This window comes from Serratia sp. TSA_130.1 (genome assembly GCF_052691795.1).
Genome location: NZ_JBQZFS010000002.1, coordinates 951,116 through 963,862 on the forward strand (window position 1 = coordinate 951,116; position 12,747 = coordinate 963,862).

Sequence of the window (12,747 nt, forward strand, 5' to 3'; positions counted from 1 at the left end):
TGGATAGCCCCCTTATTTAAAGTGTTCTTCGGCGGCAGGTGCGCCATTTTCTTGCTGATGCTGACCGGAGTTTCCGCCTAACTGGGCCGAGGTACCCAGGCGCTTGAAAGCGTCATCCAACGCTTCTCCTGTCAGGGAATTGGCAGCCAGTTCACCAAGAACTACTGCAACGGCTTCGCGCTTGGTTTTCTCTTCTGCGCGGGAGTTGGCGGTCAAGGTTTCGGCCAGTTGGTTATGATTGGCCTGTAGCGCATCAACTTTCTCGGTAATAGGCTTGAGCGCCTCGGCGAAGTTGGCGGCCAGGCCTTTGCCGATTTCGGTGATCAGCTCTTGTTTCTCTTCAGTGGTTAAAGGCATGTCGCCCTCCGTTTGGTGGTTGGTTGCAGGTTGTCCCTGCGGATTGAAAAGGGATTTAACTTTGTTGGCGACGACCGTCACCCAGGATTCCTGACGCGCAACTGGTGTTCCGGTTTCATCAAAGGTGATTTTTCCGCCCTCCGATGTGTAGCCATAAACCTGGGCAGCGCCGCCGTTGCGGATGATCACCACCTGTGAGTCGGTGAAATCAGCCACCCAGGCATATTCATTTTCGCCGGGCGCGAATCTATCTTTTGCTGCGCGGTCGAGACGTTGCTCACGATCCCGGTAGGATTCGCCAATCAGCGCGCCAGAGTTAGCTTTTAACGGCGTGGCAAGATCAGCGTTAACCATCAGACCAACGCCCTGCTCAGGTGTCGCTGCGCCTACTTCATGCAGCAAGATTGCGTCATGATCCATGCCGTGAATCTTCGCCACCCACTTGGCCCCTGTGGCCTTCTGTTGCTCATTGGGCTCAAGCTGGTCGAGAAACACCGCAACGCTGGTGTGAATAGGTGGAACATCTTCGCCGTGCTCAATGGCCTCTACGCGGGAGATAAGCTCCCTACCTCCCTCGCTCTGGTTAGCGATCTGGGTATCAACCCACTTCTCCAGGTAGATCCGGTTGCCAGATTTCTTCACATTGCGATTCCAGGCGCCGATATGGCCCTGGTTGATGCCCTCCGGCGAAAATGCAGAGATGAATGCGCCATTTAGCTGAGGATGCCCCAGCGGCGCCAGCGTGCCTTCCAGCCCTTGATAATGAGCATCGATTTCGCTGGCCGTATACAGCCCATCATTCATGACCACGTTTGCCGGCAGTGTGTAGCTCGGCAAAACAAGATGCTCGCGGCCGTTGTATGACTCCCGGCGAATTGCCTGGCTGTTGACCTTCGTGGTGACGTTAACTTGAACTTTCATGGATTAACCCTCTGCCCATTTGTAGCCTCTCTCCTTCATGTCGTTGAACGTCTGCTTGGCCTTGTCGATGACCGAAGGAGTGAGAGGGTTTCCTTTGTCATCCACCAGCACGGAAAGCTGCGAGCATTTGCAGTTGATGGCGTTTCCGTTCTTCGTGTACCACTCCCTCACCTCATCCTGCGTGTACAGATGAGCATGCCTGGCGGCGTGCGTTGCTCGGGTGGTAGGGCTTAATGCGGAGATGTGAAGCAGCTTGGTCTTAATTCCGTAGCGGTCTTGCGCATCCTGAGCTTCATCCCACCGCGCGCGCCGCAGTGCGGTAGTGATCTCAGTCCTGGCAATGCGATTCGCACGCCGGGTTTCAATACCGGTTTGCTCGTTGAGTTTTTTGGCTACGTCACGCGGGTTGAGCCCCCTGGCAATGCCATCAGTCAGAATTCGCGCCATATCGCTCTTAACCTGAGCGCTGAGCCCTTTCATCTCTTCGAACTCGCGCGCTCTGACCAGAATCAAACGCAACTGATAGGGCTCACTCAACAAGATGTTGGGAACATCCTGCTGGCCGGCAGCGTAAGCAGAGGATTGCTGGGAGAGGTTGTAATACTCCTGCGCCGTTCCTCGCTGGTAAGCCACGGACACATAGCGGCCAAAGAACCACAGATTGAACTCCCCACCCTCCAGCAGAATTTCGTCCACCAGCGCTTCTCCGTTCTGAAGCAGCATCGACAGAAGCCCCTGATCAAGACGGAAGGTGTAGCGCTCGTTTACGACTGGTTCGGCGGGGATGCGGTTGAGGATGTCGATATAGCCTTTCGTTATCAGCTTCATGCGCTTTGCAAACTCACGCATGGCACCACGCTCTAACTTATCAACTCCTGTGGGATCTTTGATGTTGCTCGGCAGGATTGGAGGCTTAGGTTTCGTCGTCATCCCCTGTCTCTCCAAGCGGGTCGTCGCCTTCAGTTTCGAATCCTGCAGCAGTGCGAATTTCCTCACCGCTGAACGGCGCCGTATCACCGCTTTCAACCATAGCCTTGTTCACCTCTGCCATGGTCTTAGAGTCCGCCAGGCGCTCAGCGCGAGTCTGTTGATTGAGGTCGTCCCAGATGACCGTTTTCTGGCCGACAGAATCGATAATTCTCAGGTCGATCAGCTTGTCGCAGAAGTCCTCAATTTCGAACGACAGATCACCGCGGCGACTCTGGCAGCGCCCGTTCATGTACTTTTGGTCTTCGGTACTTGAGCGCTCAGCCTGCTGGTTGCCTACAAGTATCCGCGAAGGAATATCAACGCCGGCAGAAGCAGTCTGCAGGTTCACGGCATAGGTTGGGCTTGGGTCAGACACAGGAGAAACAAGGGAGGTAACAGCTGCACCCTGTAGGCTCATCAGCACATCGTTGCCGCGGTTCATCTCGCGCGCGGCTTCATTGAACTTGTCCTGCAATTCGTCAACGCTGACGCCATACATAGACGCCAAACTGCCGAAGTCGATCTCTTTGTCGAAGCTAAGCGCCAACTGCCGCGCTGCGTTCTTCAGGAATGACTCACCGGAACCGCCCTCTACTTTCTCCAGGCTGACGAATGCGTTGTATGCTGGCTCAAGAAACCCGATAGCGTCGTCGGTGTAGTCGCCAAGGATGAAGATCCGGTCTGGATGGATTTCGACACGTCGTGAGGCTCCATTTGTAAGCCGCTCCGTGTATTGCCACATCTTCGGCTGTCCGTATGTTTGCGAGTTAAGCCCGGTATCCCACTCGCTCACGTTTAGTGAACCAGCCCAGGCTACTGTGACTTTCTCGAGGCCTCGCCCTCTGGCTACTTCGGTATTCCATGGTTTGTTATCGCGGATGTGCAGCAAAATGCCAGAGTAACGCCCGACAAGCCGCCGGCGGTCAGCCTCTGCAAAAGCGCGCCATAACCGATTCGTGAATACCGGTTTGAGTTTTTTCTCCCAGGCAGTTTCCGCGCGTTTCTCGTCGGCCTTATCTCCCTCGATGATCTCCGGGTTGGTCTGCCAGCATTTGCCCACCAGCTTTTCCACGGCGCCATGCGCAATACCACCGCGGCGATACAGTGAATAAAGATTGTCGTAAGTGATCTGCTCAGGAAAGCCGTATTCGCACCAGGCGGAGCCGCGTTTATTATCCAGGCCCATAGATGGCCCAAGCATCGCCATACGAGCACGCTCAATCCTGGCGTCGTTCAACGCGTGGTTGACGGCCAGTTGGAGATTTTTGTTCATGTGGTTTCCGTTTGGAGTGGTTTACTGTAGCCGCTTAGGGAGCATCATCCCTCTCGGTTGAGAGCCATTGAGTTCAGTCAGCGCATAAACCATGGCATCAAGGCGGTCTGGTGACTTTTTGGCAGTCGTCGGTATGTACTCCATCAGCTGATTTTCCAGCACGTAGAGATTCCCCTGATTCAACACCCTGCCTTGCTCGTACAGGGCTGATATTGGTTCCGCTCGGGCATACTTCCCCTTACTGGCGTGAACTCGAATAATCCTCCCTTTGAAGCCTGCATTGCGTAGTGTCTCCTCCGCCATGTCACCACCCTGGTTTGTCTCTATGACGATCGCATCTGCCTGATGATGTTCATACGCCCATATCGCTTTTTTAGCCCATCCTGCTGGGGAATATTTACCGCTGTAATCCCCATCAACCGAGAATTGCTTTTTGTCTCCAGCGCCATAGGAACTTGCAGCAACTATCCCTGTTTCATCACTCTCATCGCTGTTGGTTGCCTGCGGGTCAATCGCCACTACAGTGCGAACCTTGTCATGCTTGATTTGTAGTTCATGAGCAGCGCTTATCATCTGCTCGTTCCACAGCGCCCCCTCAGCATTGAAGCGGCGAGGTTTCTGCATGTACTGAGCTTCCGCAGTGCGGCGATGAGAAAACAGAGATGTTCGATGCGATTCGTTGTGTTTGAATGGCCACAGCCAACCATCAGGCAATCCGTGGTCAATCGGTATAGCGTGGGTGTTTTCTGGATACTGCGCAGCGTATGACTGACTGTTGTCGATAATCACCGGCAAGTTCAGATGATGCCATTTCTCACCACTGCCTCCGCGCAGAAGATAACCGCTCAGATCGTGGTAGTGGATGCGTTGCATAATGACAATCATCGGCGTCGTCTCGATCGCCAGTCGTGATTTGATTGTCTCGTTAAAACGGTTATTTACGCCATCGCGGACGATCTCAGAGTAAGCGTCGTCAGGTTTTACTGGGTCATCTATAACCAGAGCGCCTTGCCAGCCTGGCTCCATGTGCCCGGCTCGAAATCCGGTTACCTGGCCCGCTGCTGATGAAGCATACACGCCGCCGCCAAACTCATTCCACCACATCGCCTTGCTATCAGCATCATCTCGAAGCTCCATAGGCCACATGGATTGATACACACGAGACTTTATTATTCCTCGCGCTGTAGATGAGTTAAGAAGAGCAAGGTTGTGCGAATACGATAGATGCATGAACCTGGCACGCCTATTTAACGCCAGTCCTCTCCCCATCATATTGATGGTCGCCAGTTCTGTTTTTGTATAGCCGGGAGGGACGTTAATAATCAGACGCTTAATCTCGCCATCGATCACACGATCCAGAGTCTCCTGAATTACCTTGTGATGTGGTGCGACTATCATCTTGCCGCCAGTTCTCTGCTTGAAGAAGTAGCGGGAGAAATACATCCCATCTTCTTCACACTCTATCTTGCGGGCATAATTCCGCTGCTCAACAATCGTCATCCTCCAACATCTCCCGCCGAGCCTGCTTGTATTCGTCTTTCGTCAACGTGGCCGACTCGATGGGGCCGCCGTCTTTACCTGTGTGCTCTACCTTCTGTCGATTCGTATACGCATCGCCGCACTCTTTCGCGGCCTGCTCGACGATCTGAGCGGCCAATGCGTAGTTCTTCATGGTTTCGGTTCGCGTCGCCATGCGATCAAGAACGCGCAGCCGGTAGGCCTTGTTGGCGATCGGAATATCTGAAATTTCTGTCTTGAATCGCTCCCGCGTCGTGTAGAACAGGTCTACCCACTTCTTAGCCAGCGACTTGCCGCTAACCTTTGTCGGGTCGTGAGATTCAACCTGCTGACGCGTGATTTTTAGCCCAAACTCTTTTTGGACGGACTCTACCACCAACGTAGGGGTGTCAAAGCACGCAAGAGACTGAATGATGAAGGCTTTTACATCTGGTTTTAATGCAGCCATAAATCACCATCCGTCCAATACAGTCCAATATTTACGCCAGCCTCAACATGCAGTTACCGCACGCCCTGGCAATGTTTAGTTGTGCCACCTCCGCAGGCCTGTTGGCCGCATCAACCAGTTCCTGAACTTCCACGCTGGCGCCATACCGGCGAACCACGCCAACAAACTCTTCAACGTCGTGGCCCCGCAGCTTCAGCACCGGCTGGCCTTCCTTGTTGAATTTTGGTGCGCCGAAATCATCTGTCGCCTGTGCGATGTGGTACAGCTCATGCTCGACCAGGGCGCAGAACTCAGCATCAGAGCACTGTGAGCAGTAGTCGGCAGCAAGCGTGATGATGAATTTCGGCACTTCATCGAACCACTCATGCATCTGCTGTTCCATCCGGGCCTTCTGCCAGCCGCCGGCGCGCATCGCTACCTCTTCAGCCTGTCCGAGCACATGGCGCCCTTTCTTCTCAAACGCGGACGATGCCCACATAAAGCGCAAATCGGCGTCTGCAAGGTGTCCGTGGTCTGGGTTAAATAGGCTGCCGGCATCGTCGATGATTTGCCGCTGCATCCAGTCCTGCACTTCGTTTGCAGGTACTAGGCCGATGTATGGCATCAGTTGATGGGATTCGATGAACTGCAGGGGCGGATATGGCCGCCGAGCATGGCTTTCATCCTGCGTTTGCTTTGCCATGACTTCCTCCTGCTGGTTTATTGGTAGCATTGAATCAGCCACTCACTGAATGGCTGCTGCGATGCCTGCTATGCCTCGGTGTCGAACAGCGCCAGGGCTTCTTTGCTTTCCTGAATAGCTTTGACCGTCTTAGCGACAATCTCACTCTCCGTAAAAACACGCGCAAACTGCTGCTGGAAGATCGCGTTCTTGAGCGCATCGTCGCCGACAAACTCAATGGCTTTCGCTGCTGCCGCGGTGTCGTAATTAACCAGTTCAAGCAACCGAAGACGGATTGTTTGGGCTGGGGTGATCTCTACAGTGCCTGACATATAGATTTTCCTGTTCAAGGGGCAAAAAAAACCCGCCGGAGCGGGTTCGTTCAGTTATCGGTATGCGAGCCAGGTAAAGTCCCAGGTTTTTTTCTGCTCTTATGCTCTTTTTCAGATAAGAACTCGCTGGGCGCGTTATTAAATCCACATCCATCGCAGATATAGTCACCTGTCCAGCCGCCTCTTTGCTTATCCTTGGATACAGCAGAAGAACCGCATTTAGGGCAACACTTCATAATTCCTCCTACCATTGAAAGTATGAGGATTATAACTCAGCATTATCGGTGACACTCAGTGAATGCCACCTGTAATGCTATGCCTCAGTCGGGACAGTTTTAATCTTCATGCTGATGCATTTCATCAGCAGCCAATCCCATTTTGTTAGACACGCGATGACCAGCACCGGGGTGATCCAACGACGAATTTTGATTTCACAGACCAAATTGCATGTCATTTTTCTCTCCCAATGCTTTCCCGCCATTGGTTCATCGTGGCCACCTGACCGGCGCAGATTGATAACGCTGTTTGCAGCGCCAGCGCATGACTGCCAATGTCGCCCCAAGTGTCGCCTTGTAACGCTGGCACCTCGCAAGGCTTGAATACGGACTCAGGGGGAAACAGAACGAGCGGCGCCGGTGGCGGCGGTGTCCGTTCCGCGCAGGAGGTCAAGAACAGCACCAGGAGCAGTGTGGCGGGCGCACTCATCATTTTTAATGGCATCCTGATATTTCCTCTGGTAGTTTTCGCCCTGCTGGCGCAGCTGCTGCTCTCTCCGTTGCTGTTCGGCCATCATTGCGCGATTACGGGCGTCATCCGCGCGCAGTGTGGTGATCAGTCCTGCCTGTTGCGCCAGCGTCTTTTCCTGCTGCTTAACCTGCTCACCGGCCCGCACTGCGTTACTGTGGAAGTAAAACGCCAGCCTGCCGGCAACAATTAGCGCCACCAGTAACAGGCCGATCGCCATCATGCGGAAGCTGAATGAGGTGTTCATGACAAAAACATCTCGCGCTCTGCCGCACGACGCTTCACCAGTCCAGGCATAACCTCACCTGCCGCCTTGCGCCATTTTGGGAACTCATCCGCTGCGCCTTGCACGTCGCCGATGTTGAATTTCTTCACCAGCGTGGATTGCGCGAAGTTCGGGCCGCCGATGTTGAACGCCAGCGAGACCATCGCGTCAAACTGTTTCTGCGTCATCGGGCGTTTAATCGCGCCGTTGACCGTGAGCTCAAACACGGCCAAATCCTCGGAGAAGAACGCTTCTGCCTGTTCCTGGGTAATTCGGTCGCCTTGCATAACGCCTTTTGTGTGGCCCCAGCCAATCGTCCATGGTTTGCCGCCTGTGCCTGGGTCTGGGTATGCCTTCAGGCGAAGCTGCTCAAAACCCTTGATGAAATTGCGTCCGTTGTTACTGGTTTTCATAGCCATCACCTGCTTTGTTCAAGAATCGACGCTCCAGCGCCTTAATCAGCGACGCACCTGACCAACCGGCCATGCCACACACGCCACCCATCACTTCTGACGGCCAGTCGTAATGCAGGGCAATCATCACCATGGTTAACCCGGCGAAGATAGAAACGAAGAGCTGCAGAAACAGCGTGCGCCAACTGAAGGCCTCGCCGTTCAGCACCTTGAATGAGTAGCTCGCAATAGCACCCAGTAGGGTCATACCGAACGCAATCAGCATTGATAGGATGTTGGGTTCGTTCTTCCAGGGCATTTTCATAACCTCCCCCTTCCGGGGCTCTTTCCCGGCTTCGGGTTATGGGTAGGGTTCAGCCACCAGCCGTAAACGCTGCCGGTAAGAGGGTATGCCGTGTGTGTCGTCCGTTGGCTGGGGCTGAAATGCAAAAGCCCCGCACGATGGCGAGGCTTGAATGTTGTGTGGTGGCGGGAATCGAACCCGCACTCAGGTTCAGCATTAGCATCATGCCTGCCCTGCCGGCGAACCGGTTGATGCCTTACTCTACCCATCTAACCCGCAAGCGGGAATTGAGTTACACCACAACGGTAAGAGCACTGCATTATTCAACAGCTATCAGGCAAATTAGGTTTCTCAGGCCCGCCCGATACTGCTCACGCTCCCGCGCTGTCTATGACCCAGCGCTTGCAATCCTCTTACCTGTTGTGATCAAAAAGCCCGCACAGAGGCGGGCCTTAATTGATTGGTCATGTGACAAGCGGAAATATCACATCATGGGAATTAAACTAGTCCATTTTCGCCAAAATGTCAACACTTTGCTTTTAACGTGACGCTATTTTTCTTGATTTAGTTAAACCGTGACCGCCGCCAGCATAGAATCCGCAATGCTTTCCTCTTTGTGACACTGCGTGACAAGCTGCTCATAGAACGGCTTGTAGTCCCGGCGCCAGGTGGTTTCCGCTATCTCTAAGCCCTCCAGCGCCAGCGCCTTTCTAACCTGCTCAGCGGGCAGGCGCGCATACCCTCTACCGCTGCACTTGTCGCAGTCCTTCATCACCGGGATCCCTGTCTTATCGCTCAGCTTCTTGTCCAACACCTTGCCGCGTCCGTTACATCTGCAGGCGTTGCTGATCACCTTCTTTCCCTTGCAGGTCGGGCAAAGCACCTTCACAACCTCCCTCACCGATTTCACTTCCTCCCAGTACGACGGAAATACACCCTTAGTGATTTTCGCCCACTTCGGCGGCTTACCGTCTGGATACTGGACTTTGTTGGTGAACACCTCAGCGTCAATAAATCCCTCCCCCTTGCAGCATTCGCACATCCTTACGCTGGCCGCGCTGCGGGAGTAATCCTGGAATGCGAACGCCACCATGACGCCGATCGCTCTGTGCTGAATCTCTTCACTGTGTTTGCGGATGGCCTTGTGTGCGCTGGCGGCTTTTATCGCGTATTCCTTCAACCGTTCCAGCGCACGCTCAGGTGAGCTGATGCCCTGTTTTGCCAAAAACAAATCCAGACCGAACTCTGCCTGCGCCTGGCACATCCCGAATGCCGCCATCACGTCAGTACCGGTCAAGGAGTCCGAAGCCGTCGCGCGCGGTGAGTCGCTAAAGGTCGGTGATTTCGGTGCAAAGTATTTCGGAATCGACTCTAATCTCATGCTATTTCCCCTATAATTATTTGGCCTACTTCGCCCCAAATCTTTGTTACTCGACCATCCCAAATGCGGCAGTCGTCTTCAAAAATGGCATCCAGCAACGCCTTCTCCAGATTGTCCTTGTCCGGCTTCTGCTGATGCGGTTTTCCGGCCATCTCTGCGCGTTTCTTCTTGCTCCAGCCATCTGGCATGGGTAAAACAAACGTCACGTGATAGCCGCTCTCAGGCAGCGAGATTCGATTCAATTTCACCTCGTCGCAGAATGCCCGGTAGCGCAGAACTGGCGGGCGCTTGGCCCACCGGTCTCTTTGTGTCATTCGTGGTTTAGGGATTGGTGTGATCTGGTAAATCTTCATGCGATCGCCCCGATGCCAATGGAGTAATCCAGGAACTGCGCCAGCAAATCGGTTTGGCTACCATGTTCCGCTTCCCAGGCCGCTGGGTCGTCATGCAGTTTGCGGTGACAGGTACGGCACAGCGGGATTGTCAGGTAGTCGCTGGGCTTGGTTCCCATCCCTCCCAGGCCGTGGCCAATGATGTGATGAGGGTCATCTGCGCGGGCACCGCAGCCGCAGCAAGGCCGAGTCTTAACCCAGCGCGTATATTTGCTGTCCTCTACGCGAGTGAGCTTTGGCCGCAGCATGAAGGCCTTTTGTGGCGCTGGGTCTACGGTGAAACACTTAACCGCCTGCTTGGAAATAATCGCAGTGACCGCCGGCTGACAGTCCATGTCGGATTCTTTGCGGGTGCCGGTGATCACCTTTGGCTCCGGTAAGTCGGTGACGGTGCGAGCGACATCATCGGGGATCAGGTCGAACACGCCGGACAGCATGGCCCACAGCATCAGCTCTGGGATTGTCAGCTGCCCCTCAGACTTCAGGCGATGTTTGGCCGTGGCTACCACCCAGCGCGCCGTGTTGCGTGCAGCGATTTTTTCAATCTTCGGTGATACACCCAGGCTTTGTTTGTAGCACTGCGGGCAGATGCGAACAGCTGAATGCCCTACGCGCTCAGTGTCCAAAATAGTCGCCGGCCGATCGTGTTTGCTGTACTGGCATTTGGTGAACTGCGTCGCCCAGGCCTCAATCGCGTTAACGCCACCGCAGGCGTTCGTCACGCGCTCATGCTGGAAGAAATCCTGCAGGCGCGGGTCATTTGCGATCTCATGCTCAACCGCCGGCAGAATGCCTTCAGGCGAGCTCTTGAACTCGTCCGGCAACGTGGAAACCATCACGCGACCTGTCATGTACGGCACCAGCTTTTCGTCTACCGGGATCAGGGCAATTCCCAGATCGTGCTGCACAGCTGCTTTTACTATCGCTCTCATGTCGGTTGTCCCTGTTTTTTTGCGCGAATGCGAGCCAGCAGCTCTTCACCTTTGCGCTGAAATTTGCCGTCTTTGTCCATCAGCTCTGAAGGGGCTGGGATATGCTGCTTGTAGGCGATTTGTGGCGCTGGGGTAGGCACGCGCTCGCCCTTAGCCAGTCGTTTAGCCCAGCGGTTGAGGTGCTGTTGAATTGACTTGCGTATCTCACTTTCGGTGTGGTTGTACTGGAGCATCTGGTGACGAACGTCGATCACAATCCAGTACATGACCGGAGCCGACCAGTTGAAATCTTCTGGGCGGACGTGACCGCGATTAGCGCTGTAGCGTTTGAACTCCGCCTCAACCTCATCAACCGATGGCAGGCCGGCATTCAAAGCTGCGCCTGTCTTGCACCAGCCAATGAACTTCCCACAGCTCGGCCAGAAGTCGCTTTCCTGCTGCCGCGCCATGCGCATGCCTGCTTGCAACTGTTCGACTGAGGTGATCCCGTTTTCTGCGAATGCCAGGATCCACTGACGCTTTGCTGCAGCGACTTCTGCTGGCGTGCTCAACGCTGTCTGTTTTGCCGCAGGAAAGACTTGCATGAGGTTGGTGAACAGCAGATCAACCAATTTTTCCGCATTCCCATTGACTACCCGCGCCTGTGGCTCCGCTGGCATCATCCGCGCCAGGGCTCCACTATCGCGATTTTGAATGGCACTCATGAATTTATTCATAGCGTGTTACCCCAGGCTTCGGCAGTGTTCCAGTGTCCACCAGACGCGCCGGCAGGATTGGCGCTAAGCTTCAGCGTCAGATCATCCCACTTCTCGCGCAGCTTTGACGGGCTCAGGATGTTCTTGCACCAGAATGGATCCCGGTTTGCCTTCGCGAACAGCTCACAGATCTGCTTGTGTGTGCGTCCGTCCTGAGAGCACATCAGGCGGATTTCGTTTGCCCAGTCTGTCCAGTTAGGTTCCTTCGGTCTGGCGACTTCCCCATCGCTTTCGGCAGCTTGCTCATACAGCTTCACGATGCGAGATCGGATCCACTCCGCGCACTTCAGGTCTTCAGCACTACCCCAGATTTTTTTCTTGGCACTGAACACAGCAGCTTCAGGATGCCGAGATAAAAACTTTTCCTCGTCTGATTCGTCGGGTTGCGGAGCGACCTGACAAGAAGATTTATTGTCTTTAGGTTCTAGTGATAGGTTCTGGTGCCACGTGCTGCCACAGGGGGTGCCAGCAGGTGACACAGGGGCTGTGCTTTCTGACGCCACACCTGTGCTTTCTCCTGACCTACCTGTGTTTTTTGACGGCACAGGGGCTATGCTTTTTCCTGCCATAGGGGCTGTGTTTTCTGACGACACAGGGTTACCCAAGGTCAACTGGTAAATATTTGACGTGTTGCCCTTCCCGTTATTGCTACCAAGGCGGTTCTCTTTGGATAGCAACCCCATAGTTATCAATGCCGTGATATGTGCCTTTACCGCGCTCTTGCTGCACTCGCAATGATCGGCAATGTGTTGGTACGACGGCCAGCATTCGCCGTCATCGTTGGCGTTGTCAGCCATTTTGATGAGCACCAGCTTGCGCAGTGGGTTACCCACCTTAATTTTCATGGCCGTTGCCATCAGGATCATGCTCATACATCCACCCGCTTAAATTTCTCTTTGAACCTCTCAAGGGGCTGCATGCACTCATGCGGATAACCCTCTCGCGTGAAAATGACCTGGCGATCAACTCGATCCCAGCGGATGACGTGAACCTGCACGCCCCGCCAGTCCGTGTAATACCGGTCGAGCTCAGTGCTTTGCGAGCCGGACATTTTTCAACCCTTGACGAGATGCCGACATATCGATAACAATCAGGCTGTTCAT

At 54.2% G+C, this 12,747-nt stretch carries 17 protein-coding genes and 1 pseudogene; all 18 read right to left on the reverse strand.

Features of this window, described 5'->3' with window-relative positions; translation table 11 throughout:
* Positions 1-12: 12 nt before the first annotated feature.
* Positions 13-1,278 carry a hypothetical protein gene (locus ACUTQY_RS11360; RefSeq protein WP_445583291.1) on the reverse strand — a complete coding sequence of 422 codons (1,266 nt, stop codon included), beginning with the start codon at positions 1,276-1,278 and terminating at the stop codon, positions 13-15.
* Between the two features lie 3 nt (positions 1,279-1,281).
* Positions 1,282-2,208 carry a phage minor head protein gene (locus ACUTQY_RS11365; protein ID WP_445583290.1) on the reverse strand — a complete coding sequence of 309 codons (927 nt, stop codon included), beginning with the start codon at positions 2,206-2,208 and terminating at the stop codon, positions 1,282-1,284.
* The gene (locus ACUTQY_RS11370; RefSeq protein ID WP_445583289.1) at positions 2,192-3,520 is read right to left on the reverse strand and encodes an anti-CBASS protein Acb1 family protein; all 1,329 of its coding nucleotides are present in this window, start codon (positions 3,518-3,520) and stop codon (positions 2,192-2,194) included. Before ACUTQY_RS11370 ends, ACUTQY_RS11365 begins: the two co-directional genes overlap by 17 nt.
* A 21-nt stretch (positions 3,521-3,541) precedes the next feature.
* Positions 3,542-5,020 carry a phage terminase large subunit family protein gene (locus tag ACUTQY_RS11375; protein WP_445583288.1) on the reverse strand — a complete coding sequence of 493 codons (1,479 nt, stop codon included), beginning with the start codon at positions 5,018-5,020 and terminating at the stop codon, positions 3,542-3,544.
* The gene (locus tag ACUTQY_RS11380) at positions 5,007-5,486 is read right to left on the reverse strand and encodes a DUF2280 domain-containing protein (protein WP_264383848.1); all 480 of its coding nucleotides are present in this window, start codon (positions 5,484-5,486) and stop codon (positions 5,007-5,009) included. The genes ACUTQY_RS11375 and ACUTQY_RS11380 overlap by 14 nt, the downstream gene beginning before the upstream one ends.
* Positions 5,487-5,517: 31 nt before the next feature.
* Positions 5,518-6,168 carry a putative metallopeptidase gene (locus ACUTQY_RS11385; RefSeq protein ID WP_197827785.1) on the reverse strand — a complete coding sequence of 217 codons (651 nt, stop codon included), beginning with the start codon at positions 6,166-6,168 and terminating at the stop codon, positions 5,518-5,520.
* A gap of 68 nt (positions 6,169-6,236) precedes the next feature.
* Positions 6,237-6,479, reverse strand: a complete 243-nt coding sequence (locus ACUTQY_RS11390) for a DUF2560 family protein (protein WP_128868910.1) — start codon at positions 6,477-6,479, stop codon at positions 6,237-6,239.
* 450 nt (positions 6,480-6,929) lie between these two features.
* Positions 6,930-7,199, reverse strand: a complete 270-nt coding sequence (gene lysC / locus ACUTQY_RS11395) for an Rz1-like lysis system protein LysC (protein ID WP_443003812.1) — start codon at positions 7,197-7,199, stop codon at positions 6,930-6,932.
* Entirely contained in the window at positions 7,087-7,470 is a 384-nt protein-coding gene (locus ACUTQY_RS11400) for a DUF2570 family protein (protein ID WP_197815119.1), read from the reverse strand. The genes lysC and ACUTQY_RS11400 overlap by 113 nt, the downstream gene beginning before the upstream one ends.
* The gene (locus tag ACUTQY_RS11405; protein ID WP_197827787.1) at positions 7,467-7,901 is read right to left on the reverse strand and encodes a glycoside hydrolase family protein; all 435 of its coding nucleotides are present in this window, start codon (positions 7,899-7,901) and stop codon (positions 7,467-7,469) included. Before ACUTQY_RS11405 ends, ACUTQY_RS11400 begins: the two co-directional genes overlap by 4 nt.
* On the reverse strand, positions 7,888-8,205 hold the full coding sequence (locus tag ACUTQY_RS11410; protein WP_060441685.1) for a phage holin family protein: 318 nt from the start codon (positions 8,203-8,205) through the stop codon (positions 7,888-7,890). The genes ACUTQY_RS11405 and ACUTQY_RS11410 overlap by 14 nt, the downstream gene beginning before the upstream one ends.
* 156 nt (positions 8,206-8,361) lie before the next feature.
* Positions 8,362-8,486 (reverse strand): annotated as a pseudogene (locus ACUTQY_RS11415).
* Between the two features lie 266 nt (positions 8,487-8,752).
* Positions 8,753-9,565, reverse strand: a complete 813-nt coding sequence (locus ACUTQY_RS11420; RefSeq protein ID WP_445583287.1) for an antitermination protein Q — start codon at positions 9,563-9,565, stop codon at positions 8,753-8,755.
* Positions 9,562-9,918, reverse strand: a complete 357-nt coding sequence (locus tag ACUTQY_RS11425; RefSeq protein ID WP_445583286.1) for a RusA family crossover junction endodeoxyribonuclease — start codon at positions 9,916-9,918, stop codon at positions 9,562-9,564. The genes ACUTQY_RS11420 and ACUTQY_RS11425 overlap by 4 nt, the downstream gene beginning before the upstream one ends.
* Positions 9,915-10,889 carry a DUF968 domain-containing protein gene (locus ACUTQY_RS11430; protein ID WP_445583285.1) on the reverse strand — a complete coding sequence of 325 codons (975 nt, stop codon included), beginning with the start codon at positions 10,887-10,889 and terminating at the stop codon, positions 9,915-9,917. The genes ACUTQY_RS11425 and ACUTQY_RS11430 overlap by 4 nt, the downstream gene beginning before the upstream one ends.
* Positions 10,886-11,605 carry a replication protein P gene (locus tag ACUTQY_RS11435; protein WP_445583284.1) on the reverse strand — a complete coding sequence of 240 codons (720 nt, stop codon included), beginning with the start codon at positions 11,603-11,605 and terminating at the stop codon, positions 10,886-10,888. The genes ACUTQY_RS11430 and ACUTQY_RS11435 overlap by 4 nt, the downstream gene beginning before the upstream one ends.
* Positions 11,602-12,516: a helix-turn-helix domain-containing protein gene (locus tag ACUTQY_RS11440; RefSeq protein WP_445583283.1), complete on the reverse strand. Its 915-nt coding sequence runs from the start codon at positions 12,514-12,516 to the stop codon at positions 11,602-11,604. Before ACUTQY_RS11440 ends, ACUTQY_RS11435 begins: the two co-directional genes overlap by 4 nt.
* On the reverse strand, positions 12,513-12,695 hold the full coding sequence (locus ACUTQY_RS11445; RefSeq protein ID WP_445583282.1) for a DUF4222 domain-containing protein: 183 nt from the start codon (positions 12,693-12,695) through the stop codon (positions 12,513-12,515). The genes ACUTQY_RS11440 and ACUTQY_RS11445 overlap by 4 nt, the downstream gene beginning before the upstream one ends.
* Positions 12,696-12,747: the final 52 nt, after the last annotated feature.